This is a genomic window from Lacinutrix mariniflava, from assembly GCF_001418015.1.
Lineage (GTDB): Bacteria > Bacteroidota > Bacteroidia > Flavobacteriales > Flavobacteriaceae > Lacinutrix > Lacinutrix mariniflava.
The window spans coordinates 237,555-259,577 of the sequence record NZ_LIQG01000032.1 but is presented as its reverse complement, the minus strand read 5'-3'; the positions used below and the strand labels follow the sequence as shown (position 1 = coordinate 259,577).

The window sequence follows — 22,023 nt, the reverse complement described above, 5'->3', positions numbered from 1 at the left end:
TTACAAGTAATAAATAATTAAGCTAGATTCTGCATCAATGCGCAGAATGACATATAAACAGAAACTAAAAATCCCAATGTATTTAACATTGGGATTTTTTGCTATTAATCATGAAAACTTAACTTTTTTACGACCTTTAAAGTGGAAGACTAATTCAAATTTAACGATTCGTTTTTCTAAGTTGTATATTACTTTAGATGTGTCTTTTTTATCTTAATTGCGCTTAAAATGAGGCTTTAACATAGTTTAACATTCGAGGTTAATTTTAAATAAAAATCCCAACGCGTCAACATTGGGATTCTCTGCTATTAATCATATAAACTTAACGTGTTTACGAACGTTTTAATGGAAGACTAATTCAAATAAAAGATATTCGTTAACTGTGTTGTGTTTCTATATAGACGATGCAAAAGTAAATTTATTACACTGATTATCAGTATTTAACACGTTTTTAACATTCTAGGCCTATTTTTTTATAAAAAAAATCCTGAAACATAAGTCTCAGGATTTCATCGCTATTAACCAACTCTATATCGATTAGAAAATCGGATTAAAGAATTAATCGGGGCAAATATACTAACGTTATTTAGACGTTTAAAATAATTAGTATTTATTTAACTTATAATCGACTTATTTATAAGAGGCGTTTTTCAAAAAAATCAAAAACCCAAAACTGATCAAGCTTTGGGTTTTCTTATTTAATAACCTTGTATAACACTAACCATTAACTATTAATAAGGCTATTAAAACACTAATTAGTATTTTAAATCTAACGTCTATAAAAATCCACCACCAGATTTTTCGTTATTATCTCTGTTTTTTCTTGATTTAGCTTGGTATTTCTCGCCTCCAAATCTATAAGATAAGCCGGCAAAAATAGTTTGGCTCTCCCAGTTAAAGGTTCCTACTTGTTTGTAAGGTCTGTTTCCTGTAAATCCAAATTCTTGTGTTCCAAACACATCATTAAAGTTTAAGCTAAAAGAACCTTTACCATCTGCAAAATCATGTCTTGCGCCAAGGTTTACAAAATACATTGGTTCACTTTTAAATTGTAAATCTTCGGCAGAACCACGGTAAAAAGCAAATGCAGATAAGCTTATTTTTTTTGTGACTTTAAAATTATTGAATACTCTAAAATTGTATGCAAAATTATCAACTTCAACTACATTAGTTTGGATATCGTTTAAAGTTGCGGTTTCTAATGGTGCATCTAGTATTTCTGTAATTCCTTTTTGAGTTTGCATATAAGCATCAAAACTAGCATTTAAACTCCACCATTTAGTTGGTCTATAATTACTTGATAATTCTAATCCGTAAGCTGAGGTGTCATCATAATTATTATGAGTTAAAATTTGACGACCAGAAGTAACATCGGTCCTGTCTATAGTAATACCTTGGTTAATTTCATCTTGTATTGCACGATAGAAAACACCTGCTGTAACACTTCCTGCTTTTAATTGTCTCGTGTAATTTAACTCTATAGAATTTGTGAATTGTGGTTCTAAATTTTGATTTCCAAAAGAAGATATTAAAGGCGTACTCCATTCTCTAATAGGATTTATTTGTCCTATTCCAGGTCTATCTACACGACGACTAAAACTTAATTGGTACGCATTTTTTTCTGATGGTGAATACGTAAAGAAAGCAGAAGGATACACTTGAAAATAATCATTATCAAAAGCTATTAAGTCTGTTTCATTTGTAGCTTCAGTAGATAACGCATCTGCATTAACTTTTACATTCTCTGCACGTAAACCTATTTGGTAGGTCCATTTTTCAAAAGTTTTACCATAAGTTGCATAAGCAGAATAGATATCTCTAGAATAATCGAAAACCGTACTTGGTGTTGGTCTAAAAACACCCATATTATTTAAAGAAATTCCTGTAGAATTATAATCTATATTGGTGTTAAATAAACGAGCTTGTACTCCTAATTCTAATTTTGCAGAATCACTTAACGGATTCACATAGTCTAAGTTAATAGTAGTTCTGTCTCTATCTGTAGTTACAAAATCTAAGTAGTTATTTAAATCTGTATTTCCAGAAAATCTAAAATCGGCATCTTCTTGCTGGTCAAATACATTGTAATCTACTTCTAATTCTATATTAGAGCCTTCTTTTGCTAATTCTAGTTTGTAATCAAAATTGTATTGCGACGAATTATTATCGTTTTTACTATCGAAAACTTGATATTGGTTTAAGCTAGGCATATCATAAAACAAAGCATCAGTTGTACCTCCGTTTTTAGCATCTGTTATATTCTGATTCGTAAAAAACGAAATGGTATTCTTATCATTTAAATAAAAATCAACTCCAGCTTTAAATAAGTGATTCTTATTATTGTCTTTAAAAGCAAAAGCTTGTTCCGAGTTGTTTGCTAGTCTACTTATTAAACCACTATTGTCGTTTTTAGAAATATTATTACCATAATTACCGTAGAAATTTAATTTACCATTACGGTAATTCATATCTATCGAGCTATTAAACTTAGCATTATCTTGGTAGTTTAAGCCTAAATTAATATTACCGTTAAAACCAATTTTTATATTCTTTTTCAAGATTATATTTATAAGTCCGCTCATGCCTTCAGGATTATATTTAGCAGACGGATTGGTAATTAACTCAATACTTTTTATAGACGTAGACGGTATTTGTTTTAGTAATTGTGCCGCAGGAATGTTAGACAGTTTGCCATCTACCATAACACGCACATTAGCATTTCCTCTTAAACTAATAGCTCCAGATTGAGAATCTACACTTACGCTTGGTAAGTTGTTCATTATATCGCTTGCTGTAGGCCCAGAAGTAGTTAAGTCTTTACCAACCGTAATTACTTTTCTATCTACTTTTTGTTGTATTGTTGAGACTTCGCCAGTAAGCTCTACTTCGTCTAAGCTAGTAGCCGCTTCGTAAATTTTGATTTCGCCAAAATCTATTTTACTATTTTTCTTGTCTATCGTTATTTCTCTACTTACCGTTTTGTATCCTAAATACTCGATACTTACATTAGTGGTGCCTTCTGGAATATTTTCCATGTAAAAAGTACCATCGTCTTTAGTAATGCTGCCAGTAATAATTTTTCCGCTCAATTCGCGAATAACTATATTTACATATGGTAAGGGTTCGTTAAATACACCGTCTAAAACAGTACCTGTAATAATACCAGTTTTAAATGTGGGTAATTGTTTTACTGAAGTTTGCGCTTGCACTAATGTGGTTACTAGTAACAAACAAAGGAAGATGATTTTTTTCATTTGATTGATTGATTGATTGATTGATTGATTGATTGATTGATTGATTTTGTTTTGGTGTTATTATTAAGACGATTAATTTTATATTGTGTTACTGTTTTTAATAAACGTTAACATTGTTTTAACAAAAAAGAAGTTTTCGCTTTCGCGGAATTAACCCAGTATTAAATAAAATTTATATGAATAAAAAAACATTAGTAATAGGAGCATCTACAAAAACGCAGCGTTATTCTAACATGGCTATGCGAAAATTAACAAACTACAATCATGAAACTGTAGCTTTTGGTTTGCGAGAAGGCGTAGAATATGGTGTTACAATAGATACAGAATTGAAGCCGTATAAGGATATAGATACAGTTACTTTATATTTAAACCCAAAAAGACAAGTACAGTATTATGATTACATTGTGTCTTTAAAGCCAAAGCGCGTTATTTTTAATCCGGGAACAGAGAATCCTGAATTTTATACTATTTTAAAGAAAAACGATATTGAGTTTGAAGTTGCTTGTACTTTGGTTTTATTATCTACAAATCAGTATTAGAAGTTTCTTTTGTTCTAATAATTAGTAATCCTAAAAATGTAATTAGGCCGTTTAAAATTAGAATAAAGAAACCAAATTCAAAACCAAACCATTTTAAACTATTCACACTTATTATGTAAGATAGGATAGGAGAAAGTATAGCAATAATTGGTACAATTTTATCTTTAATTTGCCATTTTGTAAATAAGCCAAAAGCATATAATCCTAAAAGAGGTCCATAGGTGTAACCTGCAAAAACAAAGAGTTTAGCTATAACGCTGGCATCTTTAATAATATATTTAAAAGCAACAATAACAAGTATTAAAATAAAAGAAATTGCAACATGTATGCGTTTTCTAATTTTTACTTGTTCTTGCGGCGTATGTTTTTTTTCTATATCTAAAATATCAATACTAAAAGAAGTCGTTAAAGAAGTTAAAGCAGAATCTGCACTGCTGTATGCGGCAGCAATTAAACCTAATAAGAAAAAAGCAAAGACACCAACACTTAAATGGTTTTTTGCTAGAATAGGGAATAGATCATCCTTATGGGCATCAATCCCATTTTTCTGAGCATAAACGGTCAATAGTAAACCAAGACTTAAAAAAACAAAGTTTACAATTGTAAGTACCAAAGTAAACCAAAACATGTTTTTTTGTGCATCTTTTAATGTTTTACAGGTTAGGTTTTTTTGCATCATATCTTGATCTAAACCAGTCATAACTATCGCTATAAATGCACCAGAAATAAACTGTTTCCAGAAGTAGTTTCCAGATTTAAAATCATCAAAAAAGAAAGTCTTACTTAAATCGCTTTCTAATACAAAAGTTAAAACGTTACTACCGTTTAATCCTAATTCATCACTCACAAAATAAATGGCTACACCAACTGCAATAAGCATAAATAAGGTTTGTAAAGTATCGGTCCAGACAATAGTTTTAATTCCAGATTTAAACGTGTAAAGCCAAATTAGAAGTACGGTAATAGTAACGGTTTGCCAGAATTCAACACCAAGTTCGTCAAACAAAACAATTTGTAAAACATTAGCAACTAAAAACAACCTAAAACTCGCTCCAATTACTCTAGAAATTAAGAAAAATGAAGCTCCTGTTTTGTAGGAGTAATTACCAAAACGTTCTTCTAAATAGGTATAGATCGAAGTTAAATTAAGTTTATAGTATAAAGGCAGTAAAACGGTTCCAATTACTAAATAACCCACAATATATCCTAAAACAACTTGCATATAGCTAAACTGAGAGGCTTCAATCCAACCAGGAACCGAAATAAAAGTAACACCAGAAAGTGATGCGCCTATCATTCCAAAAGCAACAACATACCAAGGAGATTGTTTGTTACCTTTAAAAAAGGCATCATTTCCGGACTTTCTTCCAGTAAAATATGAGATTAGTATAAGCACGCCAAAATAGGCTGCAATTAGTAGTAATATTAGAGTTGCTGACATGTAGATTATTTTCTGAGAGCCAAAATACGGAAAAGTAAAAAGTTAAGAGTTATAAGTTATAAGTATTTAAAGTTGTGTCCTAGTTATAAGAATGAAGAATATAGGATGAAGAGAAAAGAAGAAAGAGAAAAGAAGAAAGAGAAAAGAAGAAAGAGAATAGGGAATAGCGAATAGCGAAAAGAGAAAAGAGAAAAGAGAATAGAATAAAGAGAAAAGAAAGAGAATGGAATGAAGAGAATAGAGTTTATGATAAAACATAGGAGTAATCAGCGAAGAGTGATAATCCGTGAAAATCTGAGAAATCCGTGTCTAGAAACGCAAGAGTACTCCAAGCCAAGTTAGCGGTAATCCGTAAAAATATGCGAAATCCGTGTCAAAGAAACAGAAGAGTAAGCAAATATAATAATGGTAATTCGTGATAATAAATGAAACCCATGTCTAAAACCTACAAGAATAATCACATAAAAATCAAATAAATAAATGCATCAATTCGTAACAAAAAGATTAATTTAGCAGGCTATGGAATTCTCTTCAAAACTTTTGGAAAATGCAGTCAGCGAAATCGCACAATTACCCGGTATTGGTAAGCGTACAGCATTGCGTTTAGCATTACATTTACTAAAACAGCCAAAGGAGCAAACACTAAATCTATCTAATGCATTATCACATATGCGAGAAGATTTGAAATTTTGTAAATCGTGTCATAATATAAGCGACGTCGAGTTATGTGAAATTTGCTCAAACCCATTAAGAAAAGACGATATTATTTGTGTGGTCGAAGATATTCGCGATGTTATGGCAATAGAAAACACAGCATCGCATAAAGGATTGTATCATGTTTTAGGAGGGAAAATTAATCCTATAGAAGGTATCGGTCCTCACGATTTAAATATTGTAAGTCTTGTCGAAAAAGTAAGAAGTGGAAATGTAAAAGAACTCATTTTTGCATTGAGTCCAACTATGGAAGGCGACACAACTAATTTCTATATCTTTAAACAATTAAACGGTTTAGAAGTTGAAACGTCTACAATTGCGAGAGGAATTTCAGTTGGTGATGAATTAGAATATGCCGATGAAATTACACTTGGCCGTAGTATATTAAACCGAATTCCGTTTGAAGCTTCACTAAAATACTAATTGCATTTGCAACTTTCTGTCATCATATTAAACTATAACGTACACTACTTTTTACAGTTGTGTTTGCAAAGCGTAGAAGCTGCTATTCAAGGTTTAGATGCTGAAATTATTGTAATAGACAACAACTCTCAAGATGGTAGTTGTGTGATGGTGAAAGAGCAATTTCCAAATGTAAAATTTATAGAGAATAAAGTAAACTCAGGTTTCTCGAAAGGAAATAATATTGGCGTTAAACAAGCCAAAGGTGAATACCTTTGCATATTAAATCCGGACACTGTTGTAGCAGAAAATACTTTTAAAACACTTTTGGCTTTCGCCGAAAAACAAAACAATCTCGGAATCGTTGGTTGTAAATTAATAGATGGCATCGGAAACTATTTGCCAGAAAGTAAACGCAATGTTCCTGTAACTAAAATTGCAATTAATAAAGCATTAGGTAATTCTAAACATTATTACGCAAACCATTTAAAAGAAAATGAGATTGGTAAAGTAGATGTCTTTGTTGGTGCTTTTATGTTATTAAAACGTAGTGTTTATAATGAGGTTAAAGGTTTCGACGAAGATTACTTTATGTACGGCGAAGACATAGACTTAAGTTATAAAATTAAAAAATCAGGTTACCAGAGTTTCTATTTTGGAGAAACTTCAGTTATCCATTATAAAGGAGAAAGTACATTAAAAGATAAAACTTATGCGAAGCGTTTTTATGGTGCGATGCAAATTTTTTACAAAAAGCATTTTAAAAGCAATTTGGTTTTTGATGCTTTGGTATTCTTCGGAATACAATCTGCAAAATTATTTAAAAGTAAAGTTTCAGTTAAGAGACTAACGGTTCAAGATTATACTTTGATTTCGAATGCTAAAAATGAAAGATTAGCTATTAAGCTATTGAAACCCGTAAAACAAGTTTCTAATTCTTCCGAAGTGAAAAGTAATACTCAAATTATTTTCGACGCGAATTATATTAGTTTTCAAGAGGTTATCCAGCAAATGGAAACTTCAGAAAAAAATAAAAATATATCATTCAAAATACTTCCAAAAAACGCTAATTTTATACTCGGAAGTCATTCCTCGAAAAGTAGAGGAGAAGTGATACACTTTTAAGTATCAAAGTATTACAAAAATAGATTTTAAAATTATATTGAATAATCAGATAAATAGACTATTTTTTAGTAATTTTGCACTCTGAAATTACAAAAAGACACATTTTTTATTAATATGGCAAGATTTGAACTAAAGTTACCGAAAATGGGAGAAAGTGTTGCTGAGGCAACAATTACTTCTTGGTTAAAAGAAATTGGTGATACTATAGAACAGGATGAAGCGATTTTAGAAATTGCAACAGACAAGGTAGATAGCGAGGTACCAAGTGAAGTAGATGGCGTTTTAGTAGAAATACTTTTTAATGTAGACGATGTTGTTCAAGTTGGGCAAACTATCGCTGTAATTGAAACAGAAGGTGAAGGTAATGCCTCTGCCGAAGCTCCAAAAGCACAAGAAGTTGTAGAAGAGAAAACGGCTCCTGCTGTTGCAGATGTAGCACAAACAGTTGTTGCTGCTCAAGAAACTGCGGCACCAATTAGTTCTAATGGAGAACGTTTTTATTCGCCATTAGTTAAAAATATGGCTAAAGCCGAAGGTATTGCGCAAGCAGAATTAGATACTATTCCTGGTTCTGGGAAAGATAGTCGTGTTACTAAAGCAGATATGCAAGCGTATTTAAAAACTAGAGGTTCGCAGCCAGCGAAAGCAGTTGCAGCTCCAGTAACTAAAGCACCTGCAAAACCTGCAGCTAAACAAGTAGCAGCTCCAGTGGTTTCTGCAGAAGGTGACGAAATTATAGAAATGACTAGAATGGGCAAGTTAATTGCACATCATATGGTTGAAAGTGTACAGAAAAGTGCACACGTACAGAGTTTTATAGAAGCAGATGTTACAAATATCTGGAATTGGAGAAAGAAAGTAAAGAGCGATTTTATGAAGCGTGAAGGCGAAAACCTTACGTTTACACCAATCTTTATGGAAGCTATTGCGAAAGCATTACGCGACTTCCCAATGATGAATATTTCTCTTCAAGGTGATACAATTATTAAAAAGAAAAATATTAATCTTGGTATGGCTGCCGCATTAGGTAATGGTGATTTAATTGTACCTGTTATTAAAAATGCAGATCAACTTAATTTAGTTGGCATGACGAAAGCGGTAAACGATTTAGCAGGTAGAGCAAGAGATAATAAATTAAAACCAGACGATATTCAAGGCGGTACTTATACAGTAACTAACGTTGGTACTTTTGGTAGTATTATGGGAACACCAATTATTAATCAACCACAAGTAGGGATTTTAGCTTTAGGTGCAATACGTAAAGTACCTGCGGTTATAGAAACTCCAGATGGTGATTTTATTGGTATTCGTTACAAAATGTTCTTGTCGCACTCTTACGATCACAGAGTTGTAAATGGTGCACTTGGTGGACAGTTTGTAAAAGCAGTAAAAGATTATTTAGAAGCTTGGGATATTAATCGTGAGATTTAACAAACTCCTCTAGTGCTGGACTTGTTTCAGTATCTCAGGAATTACATAAAGTTATAAAAGTATAGAAAAGCACAGTTTTACGACTGTGCTTTTTTTTTATGTTTTTAGAAAGTTTGTTTAGCTCCTAGCGGCTATGAGTTGTTTTTTGAAATTTGAATATACGAAGTATTTTTAAATTTCAAAAAATGACTTATAGCCTAACGTTCTTGTTTAGCGCGAAGCGAAGCAATCAACAAGAACGTGATTGTATATAGAAAGTAGCAGATTTATATGTGCTTTTTTCGGTTTAAAGCAAAAATAGCAGAAAAGAATTAAATTTTGAGTTTAACACTTAACTGCTATTTTTTATATACGTGGTTGTGGTTAGTTTTTTATTGTTTGTCTAATGTTATTTCATCAAAATCAATTCTATCGTTATCTGGTTGACCTTCAGGAACAATTGCTGTAGTACTTCTTTTTATTTTTATTTTAATTTGTTCAGTAGTACCCAATAGCACTTCTCCAGGAATATGTCTTATAATCATCTTATAACTTAAATATGGCCTTAAAGGGTCTTCAATTAAGACCTTTACTCTTCTTTCGTTATCTGAACAATCATCGCAGATTGGCAAATTATTATTGTCTATAATATATCCTCCATATATAAAATGTTCGGAAACATCTGTAAAAGAATCAATATTACTAATTGAATTTATTATCTCAATGCCATTAGAATCTATATATTGATATTCTCCATACATCACATCTTCATAATAAGAAATTTCATTAGTCTCGTTATATAAATCTTGTTCTTTCTTTTTTAGTGTAATTTTAAAAACTTCACTTCCATTAGTATATTGCCAAGTACCTATCAGTTTAGTGAAATCTCCATCTACATCCTTATAATATGCATTTGACGTATCTAAATAATCTGAACCATTGAATAAAGGTATAATTGGTTGTTGTGCTTTGCACGAAATAAATGTTAAAATAGCAGTTATAATTAATAATATATTTTTCATAATAGTTTTGTTTTTAGTTGCAGTCTTGTGAGTCGTCAAGTAATCCATCTTTGTCTAATTTTAGTCTTGTCCAATTTGAATCCGTTGTATTAATGGCGTTATGAGTCAAACAGTAAAGACGAAAATGGTTGTCAACATTCTCATAAAGGCGCAAACTAATTTCGAGATTTCCAGTTAGTAAAGGGAAAATATATTGATGTTTATTCTCAAAATGGTCATTCTCATTTTCAGCGTAGTTTTGAGAAGTTTCGGGCATTCGTTTTCCCTTTAACTCAAACATTCCAATTGAAATTTTACTTGGCAAGACAACATTTTTTAATATCTCTGCGAAATTTTCCGCATCTGTATGTTTATTGTATTGCACGATGTTTTTTTTTTAAATGGTGTAGAATGACTTTAATATGAAACCGTTTCAATGTTTTATATCATACGTTAAACGAAGTTCGACTATTTTTTCGACAAAGTCAAGTGCGATAAAACAAGAAAAGCACAGTCGTAAAACTGTGCCTTTGTATTTATTTAAATATTTAGCCAAAAGGCTATAATGTTGTATTAAGTTTTTAATATACTAAAAACTCAGGAAAAATTTCATCTTTTAAAGCCTTCCATTCGTCTTTTATTATACTGTAGTAAATATCGGTTCTACTATCTCCACTTGGTGCAACGTTGTTGTTTCTAAAAACACCTTCTTTTTGTGCACCTATTTTCTCTATTGCAGTTTGAGCTTTTAGGTTTTTACTATCGATACAAAACTGTATTCTTTTAAAGCCAATAGTTTCAAACCCAAATTGCAATAATTCGTGCTTGCATGCTTTATTTAGTCCTGTGCCTTGAAAATCTACTCCAAGCCAAGTCCAGCCAATCTCACATTTTTTATTTGCAGCATCTACGTTTCCGTATCTTGTGCAACCTGCAACTTTATTGGTTTCTTTATCGATAATTAAAAAAGGATAGCAAAGGCGATTGTTTTTGTCTTTAATTGTTTTTGCGATATAGTTTTTTAAACCTTGTTCGTTATTTATGTTCGATCCCATAAATTCCCAAATCTCTTTATCGAAAATGATGTCTTTAAGTTCTTCGTTTCTTTTATTGGTAAAAGGAAGAAGTAAGACGCTGTCGTTTTCAAGTTGGATCTCTGATTTTAGAATTTTTATTTTCATTTCTTAAGGTTGTTGGCAGTGTTTTTATTCCCGAACGTCAGGATTTAGCGAAGGTCGACTATTTTTTTATTAAAGCAAGTCTTGTTTAAAACTCTAAAACGATGTGTTAAACTATAATATTAAGGATTTGTAGACCATAAAGCTGCACTTTTAAGCATTGCTCTTCTTGGTAATTTTAAACCTGCAACTACAAGTTCTGCAAAATCTTCGGGTTGTAAAACGCTATCTTGAGAATCTTTATCTGCAATACCTAATTCTACAGACATGTCCGACGCTATTGTACTTGGCGTTAATGTGCAAACTCTAATATTGTTTTTACGTACTTCTTTCATTAACGACTCAGACATACCAATTACGGCAAACTTAGAAGCAGAATAGGCCGATGTATTCGCATTTCCGTTTAATCCAGCTGTAGAAGCAACATTAATAATATCACCTTCATTTTTGTCTATTAAATAAGGTAGAATCTCTTTAGTTACGTAATACATTCCCATAAGATTGGTTTGTATAATTTGACTCCATTGTTTAACATCCATATCGTTAAACGAACCAAAGGCAGCAATTCCAGCATTATTTACTAAAATATCGATAGTACCAAATGTTTTTATAATGCTTTGTATTCCAGTTTTAACTTCTTCGTAATTTCCAACATCGAATACAGAGTAGGTAGCTTTAACTCCAAGAGATTCTAATTCTAGAACGGTTGCCTTTAAAGCAATCTCATTTCTTCCTGTTATAGCAACGTCTATACCTTCTTTTGCAAATGCCATGGCAGTAGCTTTTCCTAATCCTCTTCCGCCTCCAGTAATTATTGCTTTTTTACTTTTTAAATCTTTCATTTTTTTAATATTGTATTGTAAAATGTGTTTATGTTTAAATTACTTTTATAGTATTTAATTAAAAGCCTTGCGTAACGCACCAATAAAATCCTCAATGCTTTCTATATTGTTATAGATCTTACTTTCTACTTTTAAAAGCGGGATATTATTTTCGAAACTACTTTCTTTATTGGCTTGAAATTCTTTAATAATTTTAATATAAGTAGTACTGTCTTTGTCGATGTTATACTCAGTATAAGTAATTTTATTATTCTCCAAAATGCGTTTAGTATCTGGGCAAATAACGCAATCGTCTTTAGTAAAAAGGATTACTTTTTTATCTTTAATAGCGCGGTCTAGTTTAAAATCTAAAGCTTCAAAATCTTTATCCACATCTAAGGCATATGCTACTTCATTAACAACAAAAATAGAATTATAATTACCTTCGGTTCCGGCTAATTGGATAAGTGTAGCTAGTTTTATTTTGCTATTAGCAGCAACGTTTCTTATAATAGGCCTGTTGCTACTGCGTCTAAAATCTTTGGTATCTACTTTTAAAAATATATCGTAAGATATAGAGTCTGTATTAGTAGCATAAAGTGTTAGGCGCTTACCTTTTTTCTCTTCGGTAAGTTTAACAAATTTATGATTATTTTGAGCAAAACTGTTTATTGTAAGCAGCAGGAAAGCAATTAGAGTAAGGTATGTCTTCATATTTATAATTGATATCAAAGTAAAAATAATATAATACATTTATATTTGCATAAATCGTACCATGTTTTGGTGCAAAATTAACAATTAGATGCAATTAAATCTCACAAAACCAATTTGCTTTTTCGATTTAGAAACAACAGGAATTAATATTTCTAAAGATAGAGTCGTTGAAATCTCTATTTTAAAGGTGTTTCCAAACGGGAATAAAGAAAGTAAAACATGGTTAGTAAACCCAGAAATGCCAATTCCTGCAGAAACTTCTGCTATTCATGGTGTAACAGACGAGCGTGTTGCAAACGAGCCAACATTTAAGGAATTAGCGAAAGAGATTAGTGTAATGACTAAAGATTGCGATTTAGCAGGATTTAATTCTAACCGTTTCGATATTCCATTATTAGCTGAAGAAATGTTGCGTGCGGATATGGATTTTGATATGAAAGGTAGAGTTGCTGTAGATGTGCAAACTATTTTTCATAAAATGGAAAAGAGAACACTTGGTGCAGCATATAAATTCTATTGCGATAAAAGTTTAGAAAATGCCCACACAGCAGAAGCAGATACGTTAGCAACTTACGAAGTGTTAAAAGCACAATTAGACCGTTACGAAGACTTAGAAAACGACACTAAGTTTTTAGCAGAGTTTAGTTCGCATAAAAAGTTTGCCGATTTTGCAGGTTTTATAAATTTTAACGAAGATGGAGAAGAGTGTTTTTCTTTTGGAAAGCATAAAAACAAAAAAGTATTAGACGTTTTAGATAAAGAACCAGGATATTTTGGATGGCTTTTAAATGCCGATTTTCCTTTGTATACTAAAAAGGTATTAACAGCTATTAAATTGAGAGCTTTTAATAATAAGATTTAAAAAAAAGAAAAGAGAGAATTGAGGTAAGAAAAAAGACTATATTCTTTTAATAATTATAATTCACAAGAGTAAAAGTCTTGTTTCTTACAGCGAAGCGATCTTTTTTCTTGAATCTAAGAAAAAATGAAATTAATCTGCATAGGAAGAAATTACACAGACCACATTAAAGAGTTGGAAAACGAAAAACCAACAGATCCTGTCGTGTTTTTAAAGCCAGACACTGCTATTTTATTAAAAAAGCAACCGTTTTTTATACCAGAATTTTCTAATGATGTGCATCACGAAGTAGAAGTTTTGATAAAAATCAATCGTGTAGGAAAATATATAGATAAAAAATTTGCACACAAATATTATAGTGAAATTGGGTTAGGAATAGATTTTACCGCACGAGATTTGCAAGCGCAATTAAAAGCTAAAGGATTGCCTTGGGAAAAAGCAAAGGCTTTTGATGGTGCTGCGGTAATAGGTAGTTGGCTCCCAAAAGAAGATTTTAAAGATTTAAACAATTTGGATTTTAGCCTGAAAAAAAATGACGATGTCGTGCAAAAGGGAAATACAAGTCTAATGCTGTGGAAAATTGACGAAATCATAGAATATGTGTCAAAATATTTTACTTTAAAGATAGGAGATGTTATCTTTACGGGAACACCAGCAGGAGTTGGCAAAGTTGTTGCCAATGATAAATTAAAAGGATTCATAGAAGACAAGCAATTGTTTTCTATAACAGTAAAGTAAATGGAAGAAAATTATAAACTACATAGATTAAGAGAGTTAGCAGATAATGATGAAGAATTTATCTTAGCTTTAGCCGAAACCTTTTTAGAAGAAGTACCTGCGGATGCCATAGTTTTGAAAGAAGCTGTAGAGAGTGGTGATTTTCTTCAAACGTATCAAACAGCACATAAGATGAAGCCTACAATCGATGTTTTCGAATTAGGTGTACTTGATAAGCTAATTATTGTTCAAGATTGGGGAAAACTAGAGAAAGAAGGTGAAGATGTTTCGTCTCAATTGGCAGATGTTTTAGCAGCTGTTGAAAACGCAGCAAACGAAATTAAAGCTGATTTCAATTTATAATACAAAAAAAACATGCAAGCCGAAATTATTACCATTGGAGACGAGATTCTCATTGGGCAAATTGTAGATACTAATTCGGCATTTATTGGTAAAGCACTCAATAGTATTGGTGTTTCTGTTTACCAAATAACTTCCATACAAGACGATAAAGAACATATTCTAAAAGCATTGGCAGAAGCCGAAGCAAATGCAGATATTATTATTGTTACAGGAGGTTTAGGGCCAACCAAAGACGATATTACAAAACACACTATTTGCGACTATTTTAACGATACTTTAGTTCGCAATGACTCAGTAACAGAGAATATTAAAAAACTGTGGAGAGAGCATGTAAAACAGCCTATACAGCAAGTGAATTTAGATCAAGCCTTTATGCCGTCAAAAGCAAAAGTACTCATGAATTTGGTTGGTAGTGCTCCAGGAATGTGGATTGAAAAGGACGATAAAGTATTTGTTTCAATGCCAGGCGTTCCTTTCGAAATGAAAGCATTAATGGAAGAAGAAGTCCTTCCGAAGTTAAAAATAAAATACAAACGACCATTTATTTTACATAGAACACTCCTAACTTATGGTATGGGAGAAAGTAGATTGGCAACAAGAATAGAGTCTTTTGAAGATCATTTACCAAAACATATAAAGTTAGCTTATTTACCAAATTTAGGTAAAGTAAGATTAAGACTTTCTGGAAAAGGATTTGATGAAGAAGTATTAAAAAATGAAATAGAAGGGCAGATTAAAAGCGTTTTACCATTAATAGAAGATGTATTTGTTGGTTTTGAAGAAGATGGAGATATAGAGGTGTTAATAGCTAAGCAGCTTACTAAAAACAGTAAAACATTAGCTATTGTTGAAAGCTGCACAGGTGGAAAACTAGCCGAAATATTTACACAACACGCTGGAGCGTCCTCTTTTTTTAAAGGTGGGATGATTACCTATGCAACGCAAACTAAAATTGATATTTTAGGCGTGTCAGAAGCTTTAATAAATGAGCATTCAGTTGTAAGTAAGGAAGTTGCAGAGGCGATGGCTGTGCAATGTCGATTATTATACAAAAGCGATTATGCTATTTCAACAACAGGCACTGCAGGACCAACAAAAGGAGATTCAAATGCAGAAGTTGGAACGGTTTTTATTGCATTAGCGACAAAGGAAGGTGTTTTTTCTAAAAAATATGACTTAGGGAATAATCGAACAAGAGTAATAAACAAGGCGGTTAATAAGGCTTTAGAGCAACTTCAAAAAGAAATTTTTAAAAATTGACAAAAAACAGATTGTCAATACTAAAACATTTCCTATATTTGCACCTCGAATTTTAATAACAATTTAAAGTTATAAGTAATGTCAAGAGTTTGTGAACTTACAGGAAAGAAAGCAATGGTTGGAAACAACGTGTCGCATGCAAAGAATAGAACTAAACGTACGTTTGATGCAAATTTAATCAAAAAACGTTTCTTCATACCTGGAGAAGATAAGTGGGTAACTTTAAAAGTTTCTACTTCTGCTTTAAAAACAATCAACAAGATTGGGATCGTAGCAATGTTAAAAGATGCAAGAGCTAAAGGATTTATAAAATAATAGCCAAGCTATAAAGGAATAAGAAAATGGCAAAAAGAGGAAACAGAGTACAGGTGATATTAGAGTGCACAGAGCACAAAGATTCTGGACAACCAGGAACTTCACGTTATATTACAACTAAGAATAAAAAGAACACACCAGATAGAATGGAGATTAAGAAATTTAATCCAATCTTGAAGAAAATGACTGTTCATAAAGAAATTAAATAATAAGGAACCATGGCAAAGAAAACCGTAGCGTCTTTACAGACATCGTCAAAAAGATTATCAAAAGCAATCAGAATGGAAAAGTCTCCAAAAACAGGAGCCTACATGTTTGTTGAAAAAATCATGGCACCAGAATTAGTAGCAGATTTCTTAAACAAGAAATAAGTTTTACTTCTTATACACTTTTATTAAAGCTGCTTTCTTATAGAGAGCGGCTTTTTTAGTTGTTTAATATTTTAATTATTCTGTTTCTACAACAGAATCTTTTGTGCACAGCAATAAAATATCTTCAATAATTGCAAAATATTGTGTTACTTTACAATTGTTAATGACAAAGTAGCAGTTTTGTAAAAAAGGCTTAACTATTGTTATTATAATTTTGGTGTTACTTAAAGGTCGAGCTTTACGCTATATCTCTTTGCAGAAAAAGCAAGATGGTTAAGACTAGTGAGGAATAGTTTAATGGCTGCAATCTTTAACACTAAAATAACGTGAAGCATCAACTTCGCAAACCAACAACAAATAACAAACAGTAATGAGTTTTTTTAAAAAAATATTCTCTTCAGAAAAAAAGGAAACTTTAGATAAAGGTCTAGAGAAAACAAGTACAAGCTTTTTAGGTAAACTAAGTAAAGCAGTAGCAGGAAAATCTAAAGTAGATGAAGATGTACTGGATAATCTTGAAGAAGTGCTTGTCTCTAGTGATGTAGGTGTAAATACAACATTAAAAGTAATAACACGAATAGAAGAGCGTGTTGCTAAGGATAAATACCTTGGAACCGATGAGCTTAATAAAATACTTCGTGAAGAAATTGCTGGATTATTAAGTAAAACAAACTCTGGTAATGAAACGGAATACGTTATACCAAAATTAGCACCGCAAGCAGACGGAACAAAAACACCTTACGTATTAATGGTTGTTGGTGTAAATGGTGTTGGTAAAACCACAACTATTGGTAAGTTAGCTTATCAATTTAAAAAGCAAGGTTTAAATGTTGTTTTAGGTGCCGCAGATACTTTTAGAGCAGCAGCTATAGAACAATTACAAGTTTGGGCAGATAGAGTAGATGTACCAATGGTGAGACAAGATATGGGAAGTGACCCAGCAAGTGTCGCTTTCGATGCTTTAGAGTCTGGTGTCAACCAAAATGCAGATGTTATTATTATTGATACCGCAGGACGTTTACATAATAAAATTAACTTAATGAACGAGTTAACAAAAGTAAAACGTGTTATGCAAAAAGTGCTAGTAGATGCGCCACACGATGTTTTATTAGTTTTAGATGGCTCAACTGGTCAAAATGCATTTGAGCAAGCAAAGCAGTTTACTGCAGCTACAGAAGTAACCTCGTTAGCTGTCACAAAGTTAGATGGAACTGCAAAAGGTGGTGTTGTAATTGGTATTAGCGATCAATTTCAAATTCCGGTAAAATATATTGGTGTTGGAGAAGGGATTGAAGACTTACAGGTTTTTAATAAGCATGAGTTTGTAGATTCGTTTTTTAAATAGCATTGTGTTTATACCGAAATAATTTTATTAATTACGTATCAACTTTTGTGATTTTGAAAAATGAAAAAACATTAAGGATACTTACAATAGTGTCATTGGTTTATTCAGTTCTTCAGTCAATACGTTGGTTGTTTTCTTATTTTAATATTGAATATAGTATAGATAATCCGTTGATTCCTAAAGCGCTTGTAGCTTTCGTACGGTTTCCTATTTATTTTATTTTTCCAATATTTTTAGTGATTTCTATAGTTTGTTATTGTTTAATTAGATCCAAAGTATACATCCCAAATATAGTCTTACCCATAGTTGGTACGTTAATATTGTATTTCTTTTTTGGAGCATATATTTATCAATGCATTCAAAGTTATAATCCTTATAGTTAATAATTTTCAAGTCGACCTAATCATTAATACTTCATAATAAAACGCATTCATGGCTTTTACACAACGGGAGCATTTAATAAAATGTTTGGAATTATTGCAAATAGATATCGAGGAAGGTGTAATTATTCGTTTTGAATCTTGCGATTAATCCATTAGCAAATTTAGTTTTTCCCATAAATGAGTGTCAAAAGAGGATAAGGCAAAGTCAGAATCTTCCGCAGCTTCTCCCATTCTAATAATAACCAAGTTTTTACTTGGGACAATGTATATTTTTTGATCGTTTTTTCCTAGAGCAGCATACATATCGCTTGGTGCATTTGGTATTAAGGCTCCAGTAAATTCAAATTGAGTTTGTGGTAAACGATAAGAGTTCTTACCATTTAACCACCATAAGTATCCATAGGCTTCATTAATACTTTGAGAAGTAGTAGAAGCTTCGTTTATAAAATTTTCTGAAATTATTTGTGAGTTTTCCCATTTTCCATTGGCAGACATGAGTAAACCAAAACGGGCCATACTTCTTATGTTACTCCAATATACACTTAAATCATCTAGAGGAATCCAACTTCCAGACATGCCAATTTTGTCTCTTAGTTTTGTGTTAAAATAGGTAGTCCATGTTTGGTTACTTGCTTGTGCAATTACATCTTGCATTTTTGCATACACATTATGGTAAGCCCATCGTTCTTCTGCATCTGCTAAATATTGTAGGTTTTCTGACGAAACTGATGTTCCTAAAGTATCGTTTAAACCAGAGGTCATAGACAATAAGTTTTTACACGTAATTAAATTCTCTTTTTCTAATATAGCGCTAGTCCATCCTGTGCCTAAATAATCTGATACTTTATTATTAATGTTTATTATGTTTTCGTCTTGAGCAATACCCGAAACTGCAGTTGTTAATGTTTTTCCAGCACTCGCCCAATACCAGTTTGTTGTTGCGTCATGATTATTAAAATAGTTTTCAATAACAATTTTACCATTGTGTAGTACAATAAAACCTTTGGTATTCTTTTCTTCTAAGAAATCTAAAAGTGGTTGTAGTTGGTCTTCATTCCAGTTAAAATCACTTATAGATTTAGTTTCCCATAATGTATTGTTTAATGGAGGAAAATAAACAGATTCTATTTCTGGCTCAGTATCGTCTTGAGATATTGTTTCTACGGTACTACAATTACTAACTAGTAGAAAGAGCACTAAATAAAATGTTGGTATTAAAGCTTTCATAATTGCTGGTTTCTATTTAGACTGTAAAGAAAACTAAAAGTTTAATGTTTCACTATTATTCATATATCTTAAATCATTACGTATCTTTGCAATCCAAAATTAAGATATGCGTACGAAGTCACTTAAGAAGAACAAAATCAATGTAATAACTCTTGGTTGTAGTAAAAATGTTTACGACAGCGAAGTGTTAATGGGACAACTAAAAGCCAGTGGTAAAGATGTTGTACATGAAGAAGAAGGAAATATTGTTGTGATTAATACTTGTGGTTTTATTAATAACGCCAAGGAAGAAAGTGTGAATACCATTTTGGAATACATGCAGAAAAAGGAAGATGGAGATGTGGACAAAGTATTTGTTACAGGTTGTCTTTCTGAAAGGTATAAGCCAGAATTACAAAAAGATATCCCTAATGTCGATCAATACTTTGGAACGACTGAGTTACCAGGTTTATTAAAAGCCTTAGGTGCAGATTATAAGCACGAACTAATAGGTGAGCGTTTAACAACAACGCCTAAAAATTATGCGTATTTAAAAATTGCTGAAGGTTGCGATAGACCTTGTAGTTTTTGTGCTATCCCTTTAATGAGAGGAAAGCATAAAAGTACACCTATTGAGAACTTAGTTATCGAAGCAGAAAAGCTTGCTGCGAATGGTGTTAAGGAATTAATACTTATTGCTCAAGATTTAACGTATTACGGATTAGATATCTACAAAAAAAGAAACTTAGCAGAGTTACTTGAAAACTTAGTAAAAGTAGAAGGTATCGAATGGATTCGTTTGCATTATGCATTTCCAACAGGTTTTCCTATGGATGTTTTAGATGTTATGAATAGAGAGCCTAAGGTTTGTAACTATTTAGATATTCCATTACAACATATAAATGACGATATTTTAAAAAGTATGCGTCGTGGTACTACTCACGAAAAGACAACTAAATTACTTGAGAAATTTAGAAAAGCAGTGCCAGAAATGACTATTCGTACGACTTTAATAGTTGGTTATCCTGGAGAGACTCAAGAGCAGTTTGAAGAGCTTAGAGAATGGGTTCGCAAGATGCGTTTTGAGCGTTTAGGTTGTTTTACTTATTCTCACGAGGAAAACACACATGCTTTTAATTTAGTGGATGATGTGCCTCAGGATGTGAAGCAAGACCGTGCTAACGAAATTATGGAAATTCAATCTCAGATTTCTTGGGAGTTAAATCAAGAAAAAATTGGTCAAGAATTTAAAGTAGTTATCGATAGAAAAGAAGGTGAATATTTTGTTGGAAGAACAGAATTTGACTCTCCTGATGTAGATAACGAAGTGCTAATTAATGCAACAAATACCTATTTAAAAACAGGAGAATATACTACAGTAAAAGTTACTGAAGCTGCAGATTTCGATTTATACGCAGAACCGGTTATTAAATAGGAATAAGCCTGTTTTACAATGCAGCTAAAGCTGTATAAGCATCTATACTTGAGAAATTAGTTTGTTTAGGAAATACATTATACTCTAAAACTTCAATAACTTTCATTAGTTTATCGAAGTTTTTTTGTTTGTAAACATGTTTTAAATTTTCATCTACTTTAAAGAACATTTGTGTAGTATCCGTTTCTTTATCGATACCGTAGAAAAATAATATTTCATTTTTCTTTGGTTTAAAAAAGTGGTAATCTGCTATAATGTTACCTTCTTTTAAAAAATAAATTTTAAGGTTTATTTTCTCAGCTTCAACATCATTCTCAATATTTAACTCTGTTGGATCAAGTTTATAACGTGTGACCTGCAATAAGTTGTCGTGGTTGTTTTGTGCTGAAATAAATGGTGCCACAAGAAGGCATAGGAGTATAAGGGAATACTTCATTTAAGGGATAATGTTTAAGGGTTGCTATTAATCTTTACCAATAAACTAAGAAATATTCACTTTATCTAATTTTTTGATAATTATTTATGAAAAACGCTAAGAAGTTTATTTCTATAAGAGTAAAAGTTGTTATTCTATAAGTTTTCGTTTAAATTTAAATTCAAAAAAAATTAATAAATATGGCATTAACAGAATCTAATAGTTTCGAAAATGGAACACTTGCACCTGAATTTTCTTTACAAGATGTTGTTACAAATAAAACAATAAACCTTCAGCAGCTTAAAGGAGAAAAAGGAACTGTGATTATGTTTATTTGTAATCATTGTCCTTTTGTGGTACATGTAAATACCCAATTAGTGAAAATGGCTAACGATTATTTAGATAAAGGTATTGGTTTTGTTGCTATAAGCAGTAACGATGCTAAAAGTTATCCTCAGGATAAACCAGAATTAATGAAACAGGTTGCCGTAAATTTAAAATATCCTTTTCCTTATTTATATGATGAAACTCAGGAAGTCGCTAGAGATTATGCTGCTGCTTGTACTCCAGATTTTTATGTTTTTAATGCTGATTTAAAAGCGACTTATCATGGACAATTAGATAATTCGAGACCAGGAAACGGTGTTCCAGTTACAGGTGAAGACTTACGAGAAGCTATAGATATGCTATTAAATAATAAAGAACCTATAGAAAACCAAAAACCAAGTATAGGTTGTAATATAAAATGGAAGTAA

23 protein-coding genes are annotated in these 22,023 nt (G+C 31.7%); 14 read left to right on the top strand and 9 right to left on the bottom strand.

Features of this window, described 5'->3' with window-relative positions; all coding sequences use genetic code 11:
• Positions 1–776 precede the first annotated feature (776 nt).
• The gene (locus ASC44_RS17180; RefSeq protein WP_055448846.1) at positions 777–3,254 is read right to left on the bottom strand and encodes a TonB-dependent receptor; all 2,478 of its coding nucleotides are present in this window, start codon (positions 3,252–3,254) and stop codon (positions 777–779) included.
• A gap of 176 nt (positions 3,255–3,430) precedes the next feature.
• Between ASC44_RS17180 and ASC44_RS17175 the strand changes: the two genes are divergently transcribed.
• A complete protein-coding gene (locus ASC44_RS17175; RefSeq protein ID WP_055448845.1) occupies positions 3,431–3,793 on the top strand; it encodes a CoA-binding protein in 363 nt (120 codons plus the stop codon).
• Here the strand turns inward: ASC44_RS17175 and ASC44_RS17170 are convergent.
• Positions 3,777–5,234, bottom strand: a complete 1,458-nt coding sequence (locus tag ASC44_RS17170) for a sodium:solute symporter (RefSeq protein WP_055448844.1) — start codon at positions 5,232–5,234, stop codon at positions 3,777–3,779. The genes ASC44_RS17175 and ASC44_RS17170 overlap by 17 nt on opposite strands.
• Before the next feature lie 519 nt (positions 5,235–5,753).
• Between ASC44_RS17170 and recR the strand changes: the two genes are divergently transcribed.
• The 3 genes from recR (at position 5,754) to ASC44_RS17155 (ending at position 8,906) form a co-directional block, all read left to right on the top strand.
• On the top strand, positions 5,754–6,371 hold the full coding sequence (recR, locus tag ASC44_RS17165; RefSeq protein WP_055448843.1) for a recombination mediator RecR: 618 nt from the start codon (positions 5,754–5,756) through the stop codon (positions 6,369–6,371).
• Between the two features lie 6 nt (positions 6,372–6,377).
• The gene (locus tag ASC44_RS17160; RefSeq protein ID WP_055448945.1) at positions 6,378–7,475 is read left to right on the top strand and encodes a glycosyltransferase family 2 protein; all 1,098 of its coding nucleotides are present in this window, start codon (positions 6,378–6,380) and stop codon (positions 7,473–7,475) included.
• Positions 7,476–7,589: 114 nt separating this feature from the next.
• Complete coding sequence (locus ASC44_RS17155; RefSeq protein WP_055448842.1) at positions 7,590–8,906, top strand: dihydrolipoamide acetyltransferase family protein; 1,317 nt, start codon at positions 7,590–7,592, stop codon at positions 8,904–8,906.
• A 371-nt stretch (positions 8,907–9,277) separates the two neighbouring features.
• Here the strand turns inward: ASC44_RS17155 and ASC44_RS17150 are convergent, their stop codons facing one another.
• From ASC44_RS17150 to ASC44_RS17130, 5 genes are all read right to left on the bottom strand, one after another.
• The gene (locus ASC44_RS17150) at positions 9,278–9,907 is read right to left on the bottom strand and encodes a DUF6705 family protein (protein ID WP_055448841.1); all 630 of its coding nucleotides are present in this window, start codon (positions 9,905–9,907) and stop codon (positions 9,278–9,280) included.
• Positions 9,908–9,920: 13 nt separating this feature from the next.
• Positions 9,921–10,271, bottom strand: coding sequence for a hypothetical protein (locus ASC44_RS17145; protein ID WP_055448840.1), 351 nt, complete (start codon positions 10,269–10,271; stop codon positions 9,921–9,923).
• A gap of 196 nt (positions 10,272–10,467) precedes the next feature.
• On the bottom strand, positions 10,468–11,067 hold the full coding sequence (locus ASC44_RS17140; protein ID WP_055448839.1) for a GNAT family N-acetyltransferase: 600 nt from the start codon (positions 11,065–11,067) through the stop codon (positions 10,468–10,470).
• 119 nt (positions 11,068–11,186) lie between these two features.
• Positions 11,187–11,906 carry a 3-ketoacyl-ACP reductase gene (locus ASC44_RS17135; protein ID WP_055448838.1) on the bottom strand — a complete coding sequence of 240 codons (720 nt, stop codon included), beginning with the start codon at positions 11,904–11,906 and terminating at the stop codon, positions 11,187–11,189.
• A 54-nt stretch (positions 11,907–11,960) separates the two neighbouring features.
• Entirely contained in the window at positions 11,961–12,599 is a 639-nt protein-coding gene (locus ASC44_RS17130; protein WP_161805035.1) for a glutaredoxin family protein, read from the bottom strand.
• An 88-nt stretch (positions 12,600–12,687) separates the two neighbouring features.
• Here ASC44_RS17130 and ASC44_RS17125 point away from each other — a divergent pair, with 88 nt between their 5' ends.
• From ASC44_RS17125 to ftsY, 8 genes are all read left to right on the top strand, one after another.
• On the top strand, positions 12,688–13,461 hold the full coding sequence (locus ASC44_RS17125; RefSeq protein WP_055448836.1) for a 3'-5' exonuclease: 774 nt from the start codon (positions 12,688–12,690) through the stop codon (positions 13,459–13,461).
• 123 nt (positions 13,462–13,584) lie between these two features.
• On the top strand, positions 13,585–14,196 hold the full coding sequence (locus ASC44_RS17120) for a fumarylacetoacetate hydrolase family protein (protein WP_055448835.1): 612 nt from the start codon (positions 13,585–13,587) through the stop codon (positions 14,194–14,196).
• Positions 14,197–14,538, top strand: coding sequence for a hypothetical protein (locus ASC44_RS17115; protein ID WP_055448834.1), 342 nt, complete (start codon positions 14,197–14,199; stop codon positions 14,536–14,538). It abuts the gene before it with no gap.
• A gap of 12 nt (positions 14,539–14,550) precedes the next feature.
• Positions 14,551–15,798: a CinA family nicotinamide mononucleotide deamidase-related protein gene (locus ASC44_RS17110; protein WP_055448833.1), complete on the top strand. Its 1,248-nt coding sequence runs from the start codon at positions 14,551–14,553 to the stop codon at positions 15,796–15,798.
• A gap of 78 nt (positions 15,799–15,876) precedes the next feature.
• Positions 15,877–16,113 carry a 50S ribosomal protein L28 gene (gene rpmB / locus ASC44_RS17105; protein WP_055448832.1) on the top strand — a complete coding sequence of 79 codons (237 nt, stop codon included), beginning with the start codon at positions 15,877–15,879 and terminating at the stop codon, positions 16,111–16,113.
• Between the two features lie 26 nt (positions 16,114–16,139).
• Complete coding sequence (gene rpmG / locus ASC44_RS17100; protein ID WP_055448831.1) at positions 16,140–16,322, top strand: 50S ribosomal protein L33; 183 nt, start codon at positions 16,140–16,142, stop codon at positions 16,320–16,322.
• A 9-nt stretch (positions 16,323–16,331) separates the two neighbouring features.
• The gene (locus ASC44_RS17810; protein WP_083476345.1) at positions 16,332–16,484 is read left to right on the top strand and encodes a DUF4295 domain-containing protein; all 153 of its coding nucleotides are present in this window, start codon (positions 16,332–16,334) and stop codon (positions 16,482–16,484) included.
• Positions 16,485–16,854: 370 nt separating this feature from the next.
• Positions 16,855–17,829 carry a signal recognition particle-docking protein FtsY gene (ftsY, locus tag ASC44_RS17095; RefSeq protein ID WP_055448830.1) on the top strand — a complete coding sequence of 325 codons (975 nt, stop codon included), beginning with the start codon at positions 16,855–16,857 and terminating at the stop codon, positions 17,827–17,829.
• 527 nt (positions 17,830–18,356) lie between these two features.
• Here ftsY and ASC44_RS17090 read toward each other — a convergent pair.
• Entirely contained in the window at positions 18,357–19,439 is a 1,083-nt protein-coding gene (locus ASC44_RS17090; RefSeq protein WP_055448829.1) for a serine hydrolase domain-containing protein, read from the bottom strand.
• Positions 19,440–19,545: 106 nt separating this feature from the next.
• On the opposite strand from ASC44_RS17090, the gene rimO reads away from it, so the two are divergent.
• Entirely contained in the window at positions 19,546–20,853 is a 1,308-nt protein-coding gene (rimO, locus tag ASC44_RS17085; RefSeq protein ID WP_055448828.1) for a 30S ribosomal protein S12 methylthiotransferase RimO, read from the top strand.
• A 13-nt stretch (positions 20,854–20,866) separates the two neighbouring features.
• Here the strand turns inward: rimO and ASC44_RS17080 are convergent, their stop codons facing one another.
• The gene (locus ASC44_RS17080) at positions 20,867–21,289 is read right to left on the bottom strand and encodes a hypothetical protein (protein WP_152973366.1); all 423 of its coding nucleotides are present in this window, start codon (positions 21,287–21,289) and stop codon (positions 20,867–20,869) included.
• 179 nt (positions 21,290–21,468) lie between these two features.
• Between ASC44_RS17080 and ASC44_RS17075 the strand changes: the two genes are divergently transcribed.
• Positions 21,469–22,023, top strand: coding sequence for a thioredoxin family protein (locus ASC44_RS17075; protein ID WP_055448826.1), 555 nt, complete (start codon positions 21,469–21,471; stop codon positions 22,021–22,023).

What these genes read in the sequence shown, in the direction of transcription:
- ASC44_RS17180 (WP_055448846.1), bottom strand. Translation starts at nt 3,254, where the DNA reads ATGAAAAAAATCATCTTCCTTTGTTTGTTACTAGTAACCACATTAGTG.
- ASC44_RS17175 (WP_055448845.1), top strand. Translation starts at nt 3,431, where the DNA reads ATGAATAAAAAAACATTAGTAATAGGAGCATCTACAAAAACGCAGCGT.
- ASC44_RS17170 (WP_055448844.1), bottom strand. Translation starts at nt 5,234, where the DNA reads ATGTCAGCAACTCTAATATTACTACTAATTGCAGCCTATTTTGGCGTG.
- recR (WP_055448843.1), top strand. Translation starts at nt 5,754, where the DNA reads ATGGAATTCTCTTCAAAACTTTTGGAAAATGCAGTCAGCGAAATCGCA.
- ASC44_RS17155 (WP_055448842.1), top strand. Translation starts at nt 7,590, where the DNA reads ATGGCAAGATTTGAACTAAAGTTACCGAAAATGGGAGAAAGTGTTGCT.
- ASC44_RS17150 (WP_055448841.1), bottom strand. Translation starts at nt 9,907, where the DNA reads ATGAAAAATATATTATTAATTATAACTGCTATTTTAACATTTATTTCG.
- ASC44_RS17140 (WP_055448839.1), bottom strand. Translation starts at nt 11,067, where the DNA reads ATGAAAATAAAAATTCTAAAATCAGAGATCCAACTTGAAAACGACAGC.
- ASC44_RS17135 (WP_055448838.1), bottom strand. Translation starts at nt 11,906, where the DNA reads ATGAAAGATTTAAAAAGTAAAAAAGCAATAATTACTGGAGGCGGAAGA.
- ASC44_RS17130 (WP_161805035.1), bottom strand. Translation starts at nt 12,599, where the DNA reads ATGAAGACATACCTTACTCTAATTGCTTTCCTGCTGCTTACAATAAAC.
- ASC44_RS17125 (WP_055448836.1), top strand. Translation starts at nt 12,688, where the DNA reads ATGCAATTAAATCTCACAAAACCAATTTGCTTTTTCGATTTAGAAACA.
- ASC44_RS17120 (WP_055448835.1), top strand. Translation starts at nt 13,585, where the DNA reads ATGAAATTAATCTGCATAGGAAGAAATTACACAGACCACATTAAAGAG.
- ASC44_RS17115 (WP_055448834.1), top strand. Translation starts at nt 14,197, where the DNA reads ATGGAAGAAAATTATAAACTACATAGATTAAGAGAGTTAGCAGATAAT.
- ASC44_RS17110 (WP_055448833.1), top strand. Translation starts at nt 14,551, where the DNA reads ATGCAAGCCGAAATTATTACCATTGGAGACGAGATTCTCATTGGGCAA.
- rpmB (WP_055448832.1), top strand. Translation starts at nt 15,877, where the DNA reads ATGTCAAGAGTTTGTGAACTTACAGGAAAGAAAGCAATGGTTGGAAAC.
- rpmG (WP_055448831.1), top strand. Translation starts at nt 16,140, where the DNA reads ATGGCAAAAAGAGGAAACAGAGTACAGGTGATATTAGAGTGCACAGAG.
- ASC44_RS17810 (WP_083476345.1), top strand. Translation starts at nt 16,332, where the DNA reads ATGGCAAAGAAAACCGTAGCGTCTTTACAGACATCGTCAAAAAGATTA.
- ftsY (WP_055448830.1), top strand. Translation starts at nt 16,855, where the DNA reads ATGAGTTTTTTTAAAAAAATATTCTCTTCAGAAAAAAAGGAAACTTTA.
- ASC44_RS17090 (WP_055448829.1), bottom strand. Translation starts at nt 19,439, where the DNA reads ATGAAAGCTTTAATACCAACATTTTATTTAGTGCTCTTTCTACTAGTT.
- rimO (WP_055448828.1), top strand. Translation starts at nt 19,546, where the DNA reads ATGCGTACGAAGTCACTTAAGAAGAACAAAATCAATGTAATAACTCTT.
- ASC44_RS17080 (WP_152973366.1), bottom strand. Translation starts at nt 21,289, where the DNA reads ATGAAGTATTCCCTTATACTCCTATGCCTTCTTGTGGCACCATTTATT.
- ASC44_RS17075 (WP_055448826.1), top strand. Translation starts at nt 21,469, where the DNA reads ATGGCATTAACAGAATCTAATAGTTTCGAAAATGGAACACTTGCACCT.